Origin of the sequence: Hylemonella sp. W303a (assembly GCF_046452315.1) — a bacterium.
Classification (GTDB): domain Bacteria; phylum Pseudomonadota; class Gammaproteobacteria; order Burkholderiales; family Burkholderiaceae_C; genus Hylemonella.
The window spans coordinates 287572-305056 of the sequence record NZ_JBKFDG010000002.1 but is presented as its reverse complement, the minus strand read 5'-3'; the positions used below and the strand labels follow the sequence as shown (position 1 = coordinate 305056).

18 protein-coding genes and 1 tRNA gene are annotated in these 17485 nt (G+C 65.1%); 8 read left to right on the top strand and 11 right to left on the bottom strand.

All coding sequences use genetic code 11. From position 1 onward, the window contains the following. Positions 1 to 96 precede the first annotated feature (96 nt). The 4 genes from ACLBKS_RS05075 to ACLBKS_RS05060 form a co-directional block, all read right to left on the bottom strand. Positions 97 to 1125, bottom strand: coding sequence for a nucleoside hydrolase (locus ACLBKS_RS05075; protein WP_410191705.1), 1029 nt, complete (start codon positions 1123 to 1125; stop codon positions 97 to 99). Positions 1126 to 1175: 50 nt separating this feature from the next. Further along, entirely contained in the window at positions 1176 to 1637 is a 462-nt protein-coding gene (locus ACLBKS_RS05070; RefSeq protein ID WP_410191704.1) for a hypothetical protein, read from the bottom strand. A 191-nt stretch (positions 1638 to 1828) separates the two neighbouring features. Next, entirely contained in the window at positions 1829 to 3859 is a 2031-nt protein-coding gene (gene mnmD, locus ACLBKS_RS05065; protein ID WP_410191703.1) for a tRNA (5-methylaminomethyl-2-thiouridine)(34)-methyltransferase MnmD, read from the bottom strand. Between the two features lie 88 nt (positions 3860 to 3947). After that, positions 3948 to 4220 (bottom strand): oxidative damage protection protein, encoded by a 273-nt coding sequence (locus tag ACLBKS_RS05060; protein ID WP_410191702.1) that lies wholly within the window; start codon positions 4218 to 4220, stop codon positions 3948 to 3950. A 147-nt stretch (positions 4221 to 4367) separates the two neighbouring features. Here ACLBKS_RS05060 and ACLBKS_RS05055 point away from each other — a divergent pair, with 147 nt between their 5' ends. The 4 genes from ACLBKS_RS05055 to ACLBKS_RS05040 all read left to right on the top strand — a co-directional run bounded on the left by ACLBKS_RS05055 (position 4368) and on the right by ACLBKS_RS05040 (position 7388). Beyond that, complete coding sequence (locus ACLBKS_RS05055) at positions 4368 to 5390, top strand: sulfate ABC transporter substrate-binding protein (RefSeq protein ID WP_410191701.1); 1023 nt, start codon at positions 4368 to 4370, stop codon at positions 5388 to 5390. Positions 5391 to 5477: 87 nt separating this feature from the next. Further along, on the top strand, positions 5478 to 5798 hold the full coding sequence (locus tag ACLBKS_RS05050; RefSeq protein WP_410191700.1) for a c-type cytochrome: 321 nt from the start codon (positions 5478 to 5480) through the stop codon (positions 5796 to 5798). A gap of 28 nt (positions 5799 to 5826) precedes the next feature. Continuing rightward, positions 5827 to 7113, top strand: a complete 1287-nt coding sequence (locus ACLBKS_RS05045) for an NAD(P)/FAD-dependent oxidoreductase (RefSeq protein WP_410191699.1) — start codon at positions 5827 to 5829, stop codon at positions 7111 to 7113. A gap of 131 nt (positions 7114 to 7244) precedes the next feature. Next, positions 7245 to 7388, top strand: coding sequence for a hypothetical protein (locus tag ACLBKS_RS05040; RefSeq protein WP_410191698.1), 144 nt, complete (start codon positions 7245 to 7247; stop codon positions 7386 to 7388). Here the strand turns inward: ACLBKS_RS05040 and ACLBKS_RS05035 are convergent. Continuing rightward, entirely contained in the window at positions 7381 to 8268 is an 888-nt protein-coding gene (locus tag ACLBKS_RS05035; RefSeq protein WP_410191697.1) for a helix-turn-helix domain-containing protein, read from the bottom strand. The two genes, ACLBKS_RS05040 and ACLBKS_RS05035, sit on opposite strands and share 8 nt — an antisense overlap. Before the next feature lie 169 nt (positions 8269 to 8437). Between ACLBKS_RS05035 and ACLBKS_RS05030 the strand changes: the two genes are divergently transcribed. The 4 genes from ACLBKS_RS05030 (at position 8438) to ACLBKS_RS05015 (ending at position 13494) form a co-directional block, all read left to right on the top strand. Then, on the top strand, positions 8438 to 9328 hold the full coding sequence (locus ACLBKS_RS05030) for a DMT family transporter (protein WP_410191929.1): 891 nt from the start codon (positions 8438 to 8440) through the stop codon (positions 9326 to 9328). A gap of 184 nt (positions 9329 to 9512) precedes the next feature. Next, a complete protein-coding gene (locus ACLBKS_RS05025; RefSeq protein ID WP_410191696.1) occupies positions 9513 to 10715 on the top strand; it encodes a magnesium transporter in 1203 nt (400 codons plus the stop codon). A 186-nt stretch (positions 10716 to 10901) separates the two neighbouring features. After that, a complete protein-coding gene (locus ACLBKS_RS05020; protein WP_410191695.1) occupies positions 10902 to 12227 on the top strand; it encodes a DNA recombination protein RmuC in 1326 nt (441 codons plus the stop codon). 67 nt (positions 12228 to 12294) lie between these two features. Next, a complete protein-coding gene (locus tag ACLBKS_RS05015) occupies positions 12295 to 13494 on the top strand; it encodes an MFS transporter (protein WP_410191694.1) in 1200 nt (399 codons plus the stop codon). On the opposite strand, the gene ACLBKS_RS05010 is transcribed toward ACLBKS_RS05015, so the two are convergent. The 6 genes from ACLBKS_RS05010 to ACLBKS_RS04985 all read right to left on the bottom strand — a co-directional run bounded on the left by ACLBKS_RS05010 (position 13467) and on the right by ACLBKS_RS04985 (position 17485). Then, positions 13467 to 14351: a TIGR00730 family Rossman fold protein gene (locus ACLBKS_RS05010; protein ID WP_410191693.1), complete on the bottom strand. Its 885-nt coding sequence runs from the start codon at positions 14349 to 14351 to the stop codon at positions 13467 to 13469. The two genes, ACLBKS_RS05015 and ACLBKS_RS05010, sit on opposite strands and share 28 nt — an antisense overlap. A gap of 105 nt (positions 14352 to 14456) precedes the next feature. Next, positions 14457 to 15011: an elongation factor P gene (efp, locus tag ACLBKS_RS05005; protein WP_006296854.1), complete on the bottom strand. Its 555-nt coding sequence runs from the start codon at positions 15009 to 15011 to the stop codon at positions 14457 to 14459. Positions 15012 to 15251: 240 nt separating this feature from the next. Next, positions 15252 to 16388 (bottom strand): elongation factor P maturation arginine rhamnosyltransferase EarP, encoded by a 1137-nt coding sequence (earP, locus tag ACLBKS_RS05000; RefSeq protein WP_410191692.1) that lies wholly within the window; start codon positions 16386 to 16388, stop codon positions 15252 to 15254. A gap of 26 nt (positions 16389 to 16414) precedes the next feature. Next, positions 16415 to 16759 (bottom strand): thiosulfate oxidation carrier complex protein SoxZ, encoded by a 345-nt coding sequence (gene soxZ / locus ACLBKS_RS04995; protein ID WP_410191691.1) that lies wholly within the window; start codon positions 16757 to 16759, stop codon positions 16415 to 16417. Between the two features lie 5 nt (positions 16760 to 16764). Beyond that, positions 16765 to 17304 (bottom strand): thiosulfate oxidation carrier protein SoxY, encoded by a 540-nt coding sequence (gene soxY / locus ACLBKS_RS04990; protein WP_410191690.1) that lies wholly within the window; start codon positions 17302 to 17304, stop codon positions 16765 to 16767. 105 nt (positions 17305 to 17409) lie between these two features. Then, positions 17410 to 17485: transfer RNA gene (locus ACLBKS_RS04985), tRNA-His, on the bottom strand.

The window sequence follows — 17485 nt, the reverse complement described above, 5'->3', positions numbered from 1 at the left end:
TAAAAGCCGCGCTTCCAATTCCAAACTACATTTTGCTTAGGAGTCCATGACTCCCGGTAATAAGCAAATGCGCCCGGAGACCCGCTGGCCAGGAGGTCAGCCCAGCCGCGCCAGCGTTTGCTGGATGGAGTCCATGCAGGCCGCTGCATCCAAATGCACGATCGCTTGCACGGGAACTTGCTTGGCACTCCAGCCTGGGTGCGGGTAGGGGGGCAGGCCCAGGTCGGCATGCCGGTCCAACATCAATTGGCCCTCGGCCAAGCCGTCAGGCACCACGCGGGCGGGGCCGCGGACGCCGTGGAAACTGTCAGGAGACAACAGCCATACCAAGGCCAGAGCACCAGGCACAGCGATGGCTGGGGAGGTGTCTTGATGAGCTGGACGGCCAGATTCTTGAGCCTGCACCTCCGATTGACGGCGCGCGGCGTGCCACAGAAGCTGCCGCAGCGTGCTCGCAGGGCCCTGCGCCGCCCAATGCTCGACCCAGGCCAGCGGCAGGGGCGCGACGCGACTGGCGTTCAGCCCCAGCAGCGTCAGATTGAAACCTGCCCCGAGCACCACGTCCGCCGCGTGCGGGTCGGACCACAGGTTGATCTCGGCGCAGGGGGACACATCACCGGGCGCGTCCAGGCTGCCACCCGCCACCACCACCTGCTTCAGGAATTGAGGTAGCCGAGGTTCCAAGCGCAGCGCCTGGGCCAGGTTGCTCAGGGGGCCGCTGCACAGCAAGGAGATTTCACCCGGATGGGCCATGGCCATCTGGACGATGCAGCGCGCGGCGGAACGGTCGTCCACGCCTCGGCTGAGCGGCGCTTCGGCCAAGGGGGTGCCGTCAGGAGCCTGCGCACCCGTCCAATCGCCCAGGCCATCCTGGCCGTGCAGGCCGGGATCAGGCAGCCATTCGCCCTTGCGCGTGGGCGTGACGACACCTTCACAGACGGGCAGATCCTCCCGACCCAACAGCACGCTCAAGCGCAGGGCATTGCGGGTGGCTTGGGGCAGCGCCACCCGCCCGAAACTGGTCGTGATGGCTTGCAACTCCAAGCTCGGGTGGGCGTGTGCGAACGACAGGGCCAGCGCGTCGTCCAAACCGGGGTCGATGTCGAGGATGAGCTTGTGGGACATCGGCGTATTTTGCGCCAAGCCGCCCGCCAAGAGGACTGGGCCTGAAGGTCTCAGTCTGCGAGAAATTGACGAATTCGCCCGGTGATTTCCGCGCTGGACATTTGCTGCGCAGCGTCCATGCGCAGCCAGCCCAGCGCCCCCAAGTTCAGGGCGGCGGGCATCCGCGTCTCTGCGGTGGCCGGCGTCGCCAAGGCCAGAACCTTGCAGCTTGCGAGACGTCGACGCGCGTGCCGTATGAGGATGGGGCCGCCCTCTTCGGGCAGGTCCAAGTCGGCCAACAGCAGGTCCACCATGCCGCCGTCGATCGCCACCAGACCGGGCTCCAGCGTGTGGGCGCCGCGTACCGCGCCCACTTCCGTCATGGCAGCCAGGACCTGGACCAGTCGCTGCTTCAAGGCGGGGTCGTGCACGACCACAAGGGCGCTCAAGGGCTTGCGCTCGTCGGACAGGCGGGGAGGTGCCTTGGCGGGTTCAGACACCGGAGTGGAGGTGATCGGAGCGGTCGAAGCCATGGCGTGTGGGGCGGGTGATGGGGGTTGGGCGGTGGGCCATTGTGGAGGCCCCGGCTTTGTGTCGGTGGCGCTACCTTGCAACGCGATGTAAGGAGTGCAATCGACCCCAAGGCGCGCGCAAGCTCTCAACCGTCATGGAAGCGGGCAAGCATGCCGACACCTGTCGCTCAAAGTCGCTTGCCAGGGTCTGTTCAGCCACCGTCTGTTCTGGGCAAGACCCGCCGTGCGTCCAGCGCCTGAGCCAGTCGGCGAGGCAGCGGCAAGGGTTCGGCATGCAGTTGCGCGGCCAGCAACTCGGCGCACAGCGCGGCAAAGCTCAGGCCGCGCGAGCCCAATGCCGTCAGCACGGCCAGACGGCAGGGCCGCTGCGAGATGGGCGCGGAGGAAGAGCGATCGGTGTGCTTTGCGTCCCGATCCAGGAAACCGACCAAGGGGCGCCGGTCCCGCGAGGTGCAGCGGATTTGGCTCCAAGCCCGCACCGAGCCCGCTTCGAAGTCGGGCGCGAGTCGCTGCGCCATGTCGGGCAGCAGCACCCTGAGTTTCTCGAGGTTGGCGGCATGCCCCGCCGCCACGGCGGCCTCGCTGGGCTGCGGGTCCGTTTCGCCGCGTTCGTAGGTCGAGCCGCACAGCCAGGCCAGGCCCGAGTCCATGGGCGCGCTGGGAATGAAGTGCCCGTTGCCATTGACGGGCGTGGGAGGCCAGTTTGCGTCGAACGCCTCGGGTGAGGTGCTGGGGTGCAGGCCCCAACTGATTTGTCCGCGCACTGGGTTCAGAGGCAGGGCCGTGCCTGACAGCAAAGGGTCGTTCAACAGGGTCGCGCTGGCGTGGGCTGCCGCAACCACCACCAACTCTGCCCGCGCCATTTCCTGGCCTTGCGCGTCCAGCAGCTGCCAGAACGCGCCCGCATCTGCTCTCGCGTCGGCACGCCGCAGGGCCGCGACGCGGGCTTGTCCTCGCACTTGCACCCCCGGTTCGCTGAGCCAGGCCGCGACCAGTCGCGCCGGTTTGAACCACCCTGCCAGTGCATGGTCGACCGGTGCTGCATGGCCCTGATCGCGCACCCCGCTGAGTGCCCAGTCCTGCCCCTCACACAGCCGACCTCGCCCGCTCAAGTCCTCGGCAGCCTGCAAGGTGTGCCGTATGCCCGCGCGCGTCAAACGCGACAGCAGATTGTCGTCTGGAGAGACATGGGGGGCGAACAGGCCCACGGGCAGATCCGACGCCCGTGCGGCGGAGCTGCCCTCGAACGAATCCCGCAGATCCGACGCCCGTGCGGCGTTGACCCCGATGTCAATCGGAAGCGAAGGCTGGCCCGCATCCAGCACCGTCACCTGCCAGCCCCGGCGCGCGAGGCTCGCGGCGGCGGCCGCGCCGGCCAGGCCTGCGCCGATGACGACGCAGCGTGCAGGCTCGTGGTCCACCGGGGGCCGAGCGCGGGTCGGCTCCCAGTGTGGCGCGAACACGGCGCGGATGCTCTCGCGCTTGGGGGGCAAGCCCGGAACTTTCTCTACCTGCCAACCGTTTTGCGCCAAGGCGCGCCGCACCGCGCCGTTGGCCGTCCAACTGGCCAGTGTGGCGCCACGCCGGGCCAAGGTGCTGAGTTCGCGCAAGGTGTCCGGCGACCACATGTCCGGGTTGGCGTGCGGAGAGAATCCATCGAGGAACACGCTGTCCACGCGGTGCGGCAGGGTGGGGCGCAACTCACGCAGCATCTCACGCACATCGCCCAGGCACAGGGTGAGCAGCACGCGGCCCTGCTCGAAGCTCAGCCGCTGCACGGCACAGGAGTTGCCGGGCTCCAGCTGCCTCCATTGCGCGGCAAGTTCCTGGGCTTGTGCCGACAGTTCCGGCCAGGCCTGAGCGCCGCGCACCAGATCCTCGGCCCCGACCGGGAACGCCTCGATGGAGACGAAATGCAGCAGACCGGGGCGTCGCGCATCGTTGCGCCAGGCTTGCCATGCGGCCAGAAAGTTCAGCCCCAGCCCGAAGCCGGTTTCCAGAATGCGCCACTGGCGCTGATCTGCCCAGGCACTGGCCTGTGTTTGGGGGCACTGCGTCTGTGCGTGGGGAGGTTCCGCCACTTCATTGCCGGGACTTACCAGACCACAGCCCGCGAGAAAAATGCGCCGCGCCTGGGCCAGGCCATCCGCCGTAGTGCGGTAGAGATCGTCGAAACGCGTGCTGTACGGCGTGCCCTCGCGCCAGGTGACAGGTTCGCTCATCGGGGTGCGGGGACGTCTTGTTCGGCCCGTGCCTTGGCCGATGCCGTGGTGTCAGGCGTTGAAGTGACGCCGTGAGGTGGGACCGCGCTCAGGCACTGGGAGGAACGTAACCCTGGGCCTGCTCGGCGCCGGCGCCGAAGAAATGGTTCTCCATCTGCCGGGCCAGGTATTGGCGCGCGCGCGCGTCGGCCAGGTTGAGGCGGTTCTCGTTGACCAGCATGGTCTGGTGCTTGAGCCAGGCGGCCCAGGCTTCCTTGCTCACGCTTTCCCAGATGCGCTTGCCCAGTTCACCCGGGTAGGGCGGGAAGTCCAGGCCTTCGGCTTCCTTGCCGAGCTTGATGCAGTTGACGGTGCGTGCCATGGCGTGAATCTCTTGGGGGGTTATCGATGTTTAAGTAATAAGCAACTGAAATCTTATTCGTTCCAGTTTGAGTCATGTCTCTCCAGAATGCCTTGCATCGCTTTTTTTCGATTGCAGCGATTCCAACTTCGAACCAAGGAACCCGACATGACGCAACGCCGCGACTTTATCAAGTTTCCCCTGCTGGCCGGTCTGCTGACCGCCTTCAGCCTTGCTGGTACCCCGGCCTTGGCGCAGGACGTGACCCTGCTCAACGTGAGCTACGACCCGACGCGCGAGCTTTATGTGGAATTCAACGCCGCCTTCACCAAGTACTGGAAGGAAAAGACCGGTCAGAACGTCACCATCAAGCAAAGCCACGGCGGTTCGGGCAAGCAGGCCCGCTCCATCATCGATGGGTTGGATGCCGACGTCGCCACCCTGGCGCTGGCCGGTGACACCGATGCGCTGGTCAAGAACGGCAACTGGCTGGCTGCGGACTGGCAGAAGAAGCTGCCGCACAACTCTTCACCCTACACCTCGACCATTGTGTTGGTGACGCGCCAAGGCAACCCCAAGGGCATCAAGGACTGGGACGACCTGATCAAGCCGGGCGTGAGCGTGATCACCCCGAACCCCAAGACCTCGGGTGGCGCGCGCTGGAACTACCTCGCCGCTTGGGAATTCGCCAAGCGCAAGTACGGCAGCGATGCGAAAGCCAAGGAATTCGTGCAGAAGCTGTACACCAACGTGCCCGTGCTCGACACCGGCGCGCGCGGCTCCACCATCACCTTCGCTCAGCGCAACCAGGGTGACGTGCTGATCGCCTGGGAGAACGAAGCCTACCTGCTGGAGAAGGAGTTCGGCACCAAGTTCGACGTGGTGCCACCGTCGATCTCCATCTTGGCTGAACCGGCCGTCGCGGTGGTGGACAAGAACGTGGACAAGAAGGGCACGCGCAAGGTGGCGCAGGCCTACCTGGAGTACCTGTACACCGAGGAAGGTCAGGACATTGCTGGCAAGCATTTCTACCGTCCCGCGGTGTCGAAGAAGGCCATCGACAAGTACGCCAAGCAGTTTCCCAAGTTGAACCTGTTCACCATCGACCAAGCCTTTGGCGGTTGGGCCAAGGCGGACAAGGACCACTTCGCCGACGGCGCCAGCTTCGACCAAATCTACGCCAAGAAGTGAGCTTGAGCCCGCCTAGGGCGAGCCAAAATATCGATATCCGCGCCAGACTTTTCGATACTCTAAGCAGCCGGTTCTGGAGACTCGCACATGAAACACAAACAGTTTTTCGGCTTGACTTTGCTGCTGACCGCCGGCCTGAGCCCCATCTCTCATGCGCAAGGCGTGGACATGCAGGCCCGCGTCTGGGCTGCCAGTTGCGCCGCCTGTCATGGCACCAACGGTGCGGGCGGGGCCACGCCGGGAGCGATTCCGGTCATTGCGGGCCAAGACCGTGCGGTGTTGCTGCAAAAGCTGTTGGCGTACAAGAAGGGTGAGTTGCAGGCCACGGTCATGCACCAGCACGCCAAGGGCTACAGCGACGCCGAACTTGAACGCCTGGCGGCCTTCTTCGCCGCCCAGAAGCCTTGACCTGACCCGGAACCCGGAGACACACACCATGAATCCCATCCAACGCAGAACTTTCTTGCGCACCGTCGCGGCCGGCGCGGGTGCGGGCGCCTTGACCACCCTGGCCGGTTGTGCGACGCCCATCGGCACGGCGCGCCAGCGCGTGGTGGTGATCGGCGGGGGCTACGGCGGCGCGACCGCGGCGAAGTACCTCCGTCTCTGGGCGCCAGACATCGAGGTGGTGCTGGTCGAGCGCGAGGCCGCGTTCATCTCCTGCCCGCTGTCCAACCTCGTGCTGGGCGGCTACGAGACCATCGAGAACTTGACCACGAGCTACGACACCCTGCAACGCAAGCACGGCGTGCGGGTGGTGCGCGACGAGGCCTCGGCCATCGACGTGGCCAAGAAGGAAGTGCGGCTGGCGCGTGGCGACACGCTCAAGTACGACCGCCTCATCGTCTCGCCGGGCATCGACTTCCTCTACAACCAGACCCCTGGGCTGGAAAGCGCCGAGGCGCAGGCCAAGGTGTTGCACGCCTGGAAGGCAGGGGCTCAGACGGTCGCCTTGCGCAAGCAGCTTGAGGCGCTGGACAACGGCGGTACCTACGTGCTGCACATCCCCAAGGCGCCTTACCGCTGCCCCCCCGGGCCTTATGAACGTGTTTCTCAGGTTGCGTCTTACTTCAAGGCGCACAAGCCGCGCTCCAAGGTCATCGTGCTGGACGCCAACCCCGACATCGTCTCCAAGAAGGGCCTGTTCCTCAAGGCCTGGAACGAGCTGTATCCGGGCCTGGTCGAATATCGCGCGAGCAATGAATTGGTGCGCGTGGATGCCAATAAGCTGTCCATCGAAACCAGCTTTGACACCGTGCGCGCAGGCGTCCTCAACGTGGTGCCGCCCCAGCAAGCGGGTCGCATCGCGCAGCAAGCCCAGCTGCTCAACGTGAGCAACCGCTGGGCGGGGGTGGACTTCCGCAGCTTCGAGTCCGCCGTCGCGCCGGGTGTCCATGTGCTGGGCGATGCCACGGCCTCGGCCCCCGGAATGCCCAAGTCCGGCTTCATGGCCAACAACCACGGCAAGGTCGCCGCAGACGCGGTGATCGCGCTGCTGCAGGGCCGCGAGGTCAATCCCGAGCCCATCCTGGCCAACACCTGCTACAGCTTTGTCTCCGCCACCGAGGTGGTGCACGTGGCCTCTGTCCACAAATGGAGCGCCGAGCAGAAGACCGTGGTGGCGGTGCAGGGCGCCGGTGGGCTGTCGCCGGCCGCCAACGCGCTGGAGGGTCAGTACGCCAAGTCCTGGGCGCGCAACATCTGGGCCGACGCGCTGCTCTGAGCCGCGGGCGTCTGCTGCCCGCTGCGTGCCACCGGCTGATTGGTCTTATGCCGATTCAGTCATATGCATCTGATGATCTTTTCTTTCCGTTTCCGGGCACTTGATTCCACAATTCGAGCACCACACCAAGGATGCACATGGCTCAAGGCGCGCTACAGCAGCAGGACGACCCCACGGCCTTCGATGTGCCGGCATCGACCTGGTTACGCGCTTTGCTGGGTCTGGCGCTGGCCGCACTGCTGCTGGCGGCGCATGCCTTGCCGCGCCTCACCTGAGCTGAACGGCTGAGCGGAACTGGCCCGGGGTGATCGCGTAGGCATCGCGGAACACGCGCGACAGGTGGCTGGCGTTGCCGAAACCTGACGCCTGTGCGACCTCGGCCAGATCCGCCCGGCCGGTGGCCAGCAGGCCGCGCGCGTGGGCCAGGCGTCGCATCCGCACCCAGGCGTGCGGTGATTCACCGAACGAGGCGTGGAACATGCACGCGAAATGGTAGGTGGACAGCGCGGCCACGCCGGCCAACTCGTCCAGGCTCAGCGGATCGGCGAGGTGGGCGTCGATGTAGTCCCGGACCCGCCGTCGCACCGCGGGGGCAAGGCCGCCACGCGCCGGTGGGGCGGCCTTGCGCCTCACCTCCGCGTGCAGCAGGTGGTGCAGCACGGTCTCCGCGGCACTGCTGGCCGCTAGGCGGTCGGCGGGAGCGCCCCAGTCGGTGTTCATCAAACCGCCGCATAAGGCGGTCAGTGTGTCGTCGTGGATGTAGGTGCGGTCGCGCAACTCAAGCGCGCGTGGTTCGCAGTCGAGTCGCAGCACGGCTTCGCGTGCCAGCCGCTCGGGCGCGATGTACAGATGCAAAAAATGCACGGTGTCGTTCATGCACCAGAGCGAGTGGTGTTCGGCAGGCAGCACGCAGAATTTGCCCGCGCCGCCATGCAGGGCGCTGCCGACGCGGAACGAAGTTTCACCCCCTTGTAGGTAGAGCGACACTGTGTGGTGCCCGGGCAGGTCGTAGCCCAGCGTTTCGTGGCCGCTGCGCTGCCATTGCGAGATGGCGATGCCCTCGCCCAGCGATGTGGCGCGCGTCAGCGTAGCGGTGGACGTGGACAGCGTGCGGAAAGCGGAGAAGTCGGACGGTGCCGTAGCGGTGGTGCCCATGGAAGCGCAATGCTAGTGCGATAGGGTCATGCGCGTCAGACCCAGGTCGGGAAAACCGCAAGAACCGGCAATCGGAGGGGGCCCGCCGGGGGCACACTGGGCGCAGGAGCCCATGGTTGTCATGGCCCTGGTTTTCAAGTCCTGCTTTGACTCTGCCGAGCATCTCAACGTGAATCTTTTCCTATATTTCCTGACCGTCTTCATCTGGGGCACGACCTGGATCGCCATCAAATTGCAATTGGGGGTGGTGGCCATTCCCGTGTCCATTTTCTACCGCTTCGCTCTGGCCGGCCTGGTGCTGTTCGCCGCGCTGCTGTTGACCCGCAAATTGCAGCCTATGGACCGACGTGGGCATGCGTTGTGCCTGGGGCAGGGCCTGTGCCTGTTCTGCCTGAACTTCCTGTGTTTCTACACGGCCACCCAATGGATACCGAGCGGCTTGGTGTCGGTTGTGTTCTCCATCGCGACGCTGTGGAATGCCTTGAACGCGCGCCTGTGGTTTGGCACACGGATCGCGCCGCGCGTCATGCTGGCGGGCTTGGTCGGTTTTTCCGGTCTTTTGCTCTTGTTCTGGCCGGAACTGGTGGGGCAGCAGGCCAGCCGCGAAACGCTCTTGGGCCTCGGGTTCGCGCTGCTCGGCACATTCTTTTTTTCGACCGGCAACATGCTGTCGTCGCTGCAGCAACGTGCCGGCGTCCGACCACTGACGGGCAACGCTTACAGCATGCTGTATGGCGCTGCGGTGCTGCTGGCGGGTTGCGTGGTGTTTGGCGTGCCCTTTGCCTTCGATACCTCGACGGCCTATGTGGGGGCCTTGCTCTACCTGGCGATCCCCGGGTCGGTGATCGGTTTCACCGCGTACCTCACATTGGTGGGTCGCATGGGGCCAGCGCGCGCCGCCTACTGCACCGTGCTGTTCCCGGTGGTGGTGCTCAGCGTGTCCACTTTGGCCGAAGGCTACCAGTGGACGCCGGCCGCGTTCGTCGGGCTCGCGCTCGTGATGTTCGGCAATCTGCTGGTCTTTACTCAGTGGTCGCCCTTCAGGCGTGCGGCGGCGTGAGCCAGATCGGCCCGCACCGATGGAGCGGGCCGGCCATGCGGGGCTAGGCGCCCATGGCCGATCGTCTAGACTGCATGCGAACCAGGCCTGGGCGCGGCGCGTGAGCGTCGGGAGGCCATGCTGGAATCTGAGAGGCGGGCAGCGTTTCATGGATCAATCACCTTCGCGAGACACCGAAATCGACATGTCGCAGCGACGTGCCTGGCTGCGCATGGCCATCGCTCAGCGCGATGACCGGGAGGCTGCCAAAGTGCTGCGCGGCGAGGCGCCCGAACTCACCAGCGCGCTCTTGTTGGAATTGCATCCTGGCCGATCCACGGCCATCCTGGATCTGTTTCCTGATGACTACGCCGAGCGAGTCCGCGCGGAGTCGCCTCCGATACAAGTGCGCCAGTGGACGCGCAATCGCACTTACTCCGAGGGCAGCGTGGGGCGCTTCATGGACCCGGTGTATGCCGTCTTCCCACCGCAGCTCACCGTCGGCGAGACCATCGAACACCTGCGCGAGTTGATCAAGCAGGCCTTCATCACCTACGGCTTCATCGTGGACGAAGCCGGCCGCTTGCGCGGCGTGATCACCATGCGTGATCTGCTGTTCGCCGACCATGGCCGCACCCTGGAGGCGGTGATGATCCCCTCACCCTTCAGCCTGGACGCGCGCATGCCCTTGGCCGAGGCCATGAAGGCCGTGCTCAGCCGGCACTACCCGGTGTACCCGGTCTGCGATGGGGACGGCAGGTTGGTGGGGCTGGTGCGTGGCCAGGTACTGTTCGAAGAGCAGAACTTCGAAATCAGCGCCCAGCCCGCCAGCATGGTGGGGGTCGAGGAAGAGCGCCTGACCACGCCTTGGCAGCGTTGCCTGAAGTTGCGCCATCCCTGGTTGCAGTTCAATCTGCTGACGGCCTTCCTGGCCGCGGCCGTGGTCGGAGTCTTCCAGGAGACCCTGAATCAGTTGGTCATCCTGGCCCTGTTCCTGCCCGTGCTGGCGGGTCAGAGTGGCAACACGGGTTGTCAGGCACTGGCCGTGACTTTGCGCGGACTGACCTTGGGCGAGGTGCGGCCGGGGCGTGAGCGGGCCTTGGTCGCCAAGGAGGCCTGGCTCGGACTCTTGAACGGTCTCTTGGTCGGCCTGGTCAGCGCGGTGGGCATGTACGTCACCGCCGCCTCGCAGCACAACCCTGCAGCACCCTGGCTGGCCGTGGCCATCTTGCTGGCGATGGTCGGCAGCTGCGTGGTCAGTGGCATTTCGGGGGCGATGATTCCGCTGACCTTGAAGCGCCTGGGCGCGGACCCGGCCACCGCGTCGAGCATCTTCCTCACCACGGCCACCGATGTCGCCAGCATGGGTCTTTTCCTCGGCCTGGCGACGGTGCTGATCCTCTGGTGAGGCTGCGGGCCGGGCGTAGAATCCACCCGGCCTTGCGATCACTTCGCTACGCTTTCTTTTCTCCGTACTTTCCGTGAGCAGGCCGCGTTGCCGGCCGTGTTCGCTGGGGTCGTCGTGTTCGGCCTGTACTCCATGATTCGCCTATTTGGGCCGCCGGATCGTGAACCGGTGTGAGTTGCCTTGCCTATGAACATCACCCTCTTGGTCCTGCTCGTTCTCGCGCTCCTGGTCGTGAACCTGGTTGTGCTGCTCATGCTGCTCGTTCGCCGTGGCGATGGCGGCGCGAGCCAGCAGCTCGCGCGTGAGTTGCGGCAAGACATCGGCGACTCCGCGCGCGGCACGCGCCAGGAGTTGCAGCAGACGCTGGCGACTTTCCAGCAAAGCCTGGTGCAGCAGGCCGCCACCGCCACCCGAACGCAAGACGCGCGACTGGACGACTTCAGCCAGAAGATCGCCTTGTTCCAGAAAGAGGTGCGCGACACGCTGACGACGCAGCTCTCCAACCTGAGCGAGATGAACGCGCGGCGCATCGGTGAGATGAACGCGACGATGGAGGCCAAGCTGGCTCAACTGCAGCAGAGCAACGCGGTCAAGCTCGACGAAATGCGCGCCACCGTCGACGAGAAGCTGCACGCCACGCTGGAGCAGCGCTTGGGCGAGAGCTTCAAGCAGGTGGCCGAGCGCTTGGAGTTGGTGCACAAGGGTCTGGGCGAGATGCAGAGCCTGGCTGCGGGCGTGGGCGACCTCAAGCACCTGTTGACCAACGTGAAGACACGTGGCATGTTCGGCGAAGCCCAGCTCGCGGCCTTGCTGGAGCAGGTATTCACCGCCGAGCAGTACGCCGCGCAGATCGCCACCGTCCCGGGCAGCCGCAACGTGGTGGACTTCGCGATCCGACTTCCCGGCAAAGGCGGTGCAGGCGATGACAACACTCCCTGCTGGCTGCCCATCGACGCCAAGTTCCCGAACGAGGACTATGAGCGTCTGCTCGATGCCCAGCAGCGTGCCGATGCCGTGAGTGCTGAAAGCGCGGCCAAGGCGCTCGAAGCGCGCATCCGGCTCGAAGCCAAGAGCATTGCCGAGAAGTACCTGGCGCCGCCGCACACGACGGATTTCGCCATCCTCTTCCTGCCCACCGAAGGCCTGTACGCCGAGGTGCTGCGCCGCCCGGGCCTGATGCAGGCGCTGCAGCGCGAGCACCGCGTCACGCTGGCCGGACCGACGACCCTGCTCGCCATGCTGAGCTCCCTGCAGATGGGCTTTCGCACCCTGGCGCTGGAAAAACGCAGCAGCGAGGTGTGGCAGGTGCTGGGCGCGGTCAAGACCGAGTTCAACAAGTTCGGTGAGGTGCTGGCGCGGGTCAAGACGCAGACCCAGACCGTGCTCAACACCCTGGACAGCGCCGAGGTGCGCAGCCGCGCCATGAACCGCGCGCTCAAGGCCGTGGAGGCCTTGCCCGAGACTCAGGCGCAGAACCTGCTGCCGTTGGACAAGGGTGCGGATGAGGAGTGAGCGCCGCCGCATGAGCGCAGGACCGAGGAGGGCGGTGCGGATGGCCGCGCGGAAAGTGGGCGCCTGAATGAACAGGCTGCTGCCGCGTCTGATCCTGGGCCACATCTGCCTGCACGCCTGCATGGCGGGCTTGCGCATGGCCGCGCCCTTGCTGGCTCTGACCCAGGGGTACAGCCCCTTGGCCGTGGGGGTGTTGATGGCCTTGTTCGCCCTCACGCAAGTGTTCCTGGCCCTGCCGGCGGGACGTTATGCCGATCGCCATGGACTGCGTCGGCCTGTGGGCCTGGCCGTGACGGCCGCCGTCAGCGGGACCTTGCTGGCTGCCGTGTTCCCCCTCTTTCCGGTGCTGTGTCTCGCGGCCTTGTGCGCGGGCGGTGCCACGGGTGCGGCGTCGATCGCCCTGCAGCGCCAAGTCGGGCGCAGCGCGCGCGACGCGGCCGAGCTCAAGCGCATGTTCAGCTGGTTGTCCATCGGCCCGGCGTTTTCCAACTTCCTCGGTCCTTTGCTCGCCGGCTTGCTGATCGACCATGCGGGCGTCTGGCTGGGTGGACGGCCCGGGGATCTGCAGGGGTACCGCGCGGCTTTTCTGTTCGCTGCCCTGCTTCCGCTGGTGACTTGGCTGTGCGTGCGCCGGGCCCCGCAACGGCGCTCGACTGCGGCCCCGGTGACAGGATCGCGCAGGGCCTGGGATTTGCTGCGCGATCCTCAGATGCGCCGCTTGATGCTGGTCAACTGGCTGCTTTCGGCGTGCTGGGACGTGCACACCTTCGTCATGCCCGTGCTGGGGCACGAGCGTGGGTTCAGCGCCTCGACCATCGGCACGCTGCTGGGCGCATTCGCCATCTCGGCGGCGGCGGTGCGCCTGCTCATGCCCTGGGTGGCCGCCCGACTGCGCGAATGGATGGTAATGGGCGGCGCCATGCTGGCCACGGCCGCGCTGTTCGTTGCCTATCCTTTCATGCCAGGGGCTTGGAGCATGGGGGCATGCTCGGTGCTTCTCGGCTTGGTGCTGGGCTCGGTGCAGCCCTTGATCATGAGCACGCTGCACCAGATCACCCCGCATGACCGGCACGGCGAAGCCTTGGGGCTGCGCCTGCTCACGCTCAATGCGTCGAGTGTCGCGATGCCGCTGATGTTCGGCAGCGTGGGTGCCGTGGTGGGGGTGTCCTTGGTGTTCTGGACTGTGGGGGTGGCGGTGGGCTGGGGCAGCCGCGCCGCCTGGGGACTGAAGTCCGTCGCTCAGCCTCGCTCGGTGTCGAGCTTGTAGTACCCCTGGATGGTTTCCCAGGCCGCCTCCGGCGTGTCGACGATGCGGAACAAATCCACGTCCTGCGGCGAGATCAGACCTTCGTCGATCAGGAGGTCAAAATCGATCACGCGTTTCCAGAACTCGCGCCCATGCAGCACGATGGGCACCCGTTCTGACTTGCCCGTCTGCACCAGCGTCATCACCTCGAACAATTCGTCCAGCGTTCCGAATCCGCCGGGAAAGACCACCAGCGCTTTGGCACGCATCATGAAGTGCATCTTGCGCAGCGCAAAGTAGTGGAACTTGAAACTCAGCGAGGGTGAGATGTAGCGGTTGCCGCTCTGTTCGTGCGGCAGCGTGATGTTCAGGCCCACGTTGAGGGCGCCCGCTTCATGGGCGCCACGGTTGGCCGCTTCCATGATGCCGGGCCCGCCACCGGTGCAGATGTAGAACCGCTCGTGCTCCGGCATCCGCGCGCCGTGCTCTGCGACCAGCTTGCCGAAGCGCCGGGCGGCGTCGTAGTTGCGGGAATTGCGCAGGTCGCGTTCGGCGCGTTTGAGCGCCTGGGCGTCACCGCTGGCGCGAGCGGCGTCCAGATTGTTTTGGGCCTGTTCGGGGGAGGGCGTGCGCGCGCTGCCATAAACCACGACCGTGTGGTGGATGCCTTGCTCCTGTTGCTCCAGATCTGGCTTCATCAGCTCGAGCTGAAAGCGGATGCCCCGAGTCTCGCGGCGCAGCAGGAATTCCGGGTCGGCAAAGGCCAGGCGGTAGGCGGCCGCCTCCAGAGGCAGGCCTGCGTCGGAGTGGGCTTTGAGCGCGTCCCAGGCCTCGGCCAGGGTATGCAGGTTGAGGTCGCGGGTGTGGTGTTTCAGCATGTCAGCATCCCAAGAAAAAGGCTCCTGCCAGGAGGAGCCTTGCGGTGCATTGTCGCCGATGACGCCGCTGTCCACCGGCGGCAGGCGCCTGAGGGGGAAACCCGCTCAGACCCGCTTGCGGTATTCGCCCGTGCGGGTGTCGATTTCGATCTTGTCGCCCTGGTCCACGAACAGCGGCACGGCGACTTCAAAGCCCGTGGCGATCTTGGCGGGCTTGAGCACCTTGCCCGAGGTATCGCCCTTGACGGCGGGTTCGGTCCAGGTGATTTCACGCACGACGCTGGTGGGCAGCTCGACCGAGATGGCCTTGCCGTCGTAGAACACCACTTCCACGGCCATGCCGTCTTCCAAGTAGTGCAGGGCGTCGCCCATGTTCTCGGCTTCCACTTCGTACTGGTTGTACTCGGTGTCCATGCAGACGTACATCGGGTCGGCGAAGTAGGAATAGGTGCATTCCTTCTTTTCCAGAATGATCTGGTCCATCTTGTCGTCGGCCTTGAACACGACTTCGGTGCCGAAGTTGGCGATCAGGCTTTTGAGCTTCATGCGCACGGTGGCGGCGTTGCGGCCACCGCGGGCGTATTCGGTCTTGAGCACGACCATCGGATCCTTGCCGTGCATGATCACGTTGCCGGCGCGGATTTCTTGAGCGATTTTCATGATGTGTTGTCCAGTGATGGAGAAAAAGACTGGCCGCTCCCGATGACTTCCGGCGGCGTTCTGCAAAGCCCCTGATTTTAGCGGCTTTTGGTTTCGGCCCGGCCAGCAGGTTGCTGGTTCCGCAATGTGCCGCCCAGCGTGGTTGAGCGCCAACTGCCGACGTGCCGCATTGCTGCTGGCCGGGTTCTGGGCGTCCTGCTTAGGGGTAGGGGAAGGCCCAGTACGAAAACGTCCCAGGTGCTAGGAGCGGTGGGCTAGAGACGCCATCGACACGGCCATGGCGCTCAGCTGGGTGAGCAGATCCGCTTGATCCCGTGCCCGGGACTGCGCTCGCTGGGCTTGCACCCCCCAATTGGGGATGTCCAAACCGGGCAGTGGCGATCCGCTCAGCCCGTTCCAGATCTCATGGAAGGCACGGGACGATGGTGATGCTTGCACCCAGTTCAGGAACGCTCTCAATTTGTCGTGGTGCGCGTCATCGTGTTGAGGGTACAGCTGCCAAACGAACGGGATGGCCTGCAGCGTCATGTCTGGGCTGGGCCGGGCGGCCCAAAGAGCGCGCACCAACGAGTCCTCGCCACGCACGAAGTTCAGGTCACAAGCCCACAGCAAATGGTCATAGTCGTCCTGGCTGAGGCGGGGCAGATAGTGCACCTGCAAGAGGGACGCGCCTGGCCTGTGTCGTTCATGCGTCTGCAGCAAATTCTGCACAGCCCCTGTGGCACGGCCCGCCGTGACGAGCAGGTGCGTGACAGAGGGTGTGCTTGAGCCGCCAATTTGGGGCAGTTCCTGCGGCCGTGCCAGCTGTTCGAGCAGAGCGGATAGGGCTGCAGGCTCGTAACAAAACAAGGAGATCAGTTTCGCTCCGGGCTCTGGCTGGATGCCCTGGGCCGCCACCCAGGATGCGCGGTCAAATCGCCGTTGTCGCTCTTGCAGATCGGGTTCGCGCAGCAGGCCCCCTGTTCCTGGCGTGAAGCCGGGATAAAAGAAGCGCTTGTGCCATCCCGCGAGGGGGCCGCTGAGCACCGGCGAGGGCAGGCCGTGCATGCGTTCCACATAAGGTTCCGCGCTCAGGTATTCGAGGTTGATCCAGGCCGTGTCTGGGGTGGCGACAGCCTGAACCCAATCCGGCGTGATGTCGCAGCCAAAAGCCTCGACCAGCACGTCGCCCGGCGGGATGCCTTCAGGCGCGAGGCCGTGCCAGGGGCGCACCTCAACGCCGTCTGTGCCACCTGGCGCCATCCACGTGAGTGCCGAGTCGTCGTCCACCCACAATCTGGCTCGCTGTCCGCTGTTGGCGATTTGGCGCGCAAGCCGCCAACACACCCCAATGTCACCGAAGTTGTCGATGACTTTGCAGAAGATGTCCCAACGCATGGCCGTGTCAGTCGCGCCAACACCCGTCAACGGATCTGCGTCTCGTCGCTGCGCCGCATGCCCATGTTGTCAACCCATTGCAGGACCACCTTGTCCCCCGGCACGCCCCCCTTGAACTGGAAGAAGAGCACAGGATTCTGCGCGATGGCCGTGCTCCATTGAGCGTGCAAGACCAGTCGTGGCGAGCCTTGCGTCCCCACATGATGCGCGAGGACCTCGGTGATGTAGTGGGCTGGAATGACCCGGCCGTCCGCATCATGGCGCTGGCCGGACTCCATGATGTGCTTGACCAGCACCCGCACCTCGGTCACGCCGTTGGCATGGTCGGCGCGCAGGCGCATGGGCTCGGGCTTGGGAAAATCGGTGCTCATGCGCTTCAGCTACCGCAGCCGCCCAGGGTGACCCGTGTGTCTTTCGAGGTCGTGAAGTAGCGGCTGTCCTTGCCCAGCGAGGCTGATACGAGGACACGAACGCGACTGCTCTCGGCCATCTTGACGCGTGTTTGGAAGCTGGGCTCGGTGCCTTCGGGAAAGTAGAAGCTTGCGACGAGAGGGTATGGATTCTTGTCGATCAACAGCATGATTTGCCGCGTGTCGGGGATTCGGCTACTGACGGTCACTGGCACCATGGCACCGTTCTCAGCCAGCTCCGGGACTTGCAACTGGATTTGCGATTCGCCGACCTCGGTCACCGACGCGTTGCCAACGATCAGACGCAGAGCATCTCCAGGAGTCTGTGCCTTGAAGGCCTGTGAGCGATTCGTGGAGGGAAGCGGGATGGTCTGCGCAAGCAGGGCGGATGCTTGGCCCAACAAACCCAGCGCAGTGAAGGTCCGTATCGCATGGCCATTCCACGCGCCCATGAACATCCCGGCACTTGCAAGCGTCTTGAACAGGGATCGTCGGTGCTCGATCATGAGTGGATTTCGTGCGGCGAATGCAGCGGACAGGCCGCCATCAAACGAAAACGCCAAAACAAAACGCCAGCAAGGGCTGACCCTATGCTGGCGTCTTTCAAAGTCTGGGGTGGCTGATGGGACTCGAACCCACGACGACCAGAATCACAATCTGGGACTCTACCAACTGAGCTACAGCCAC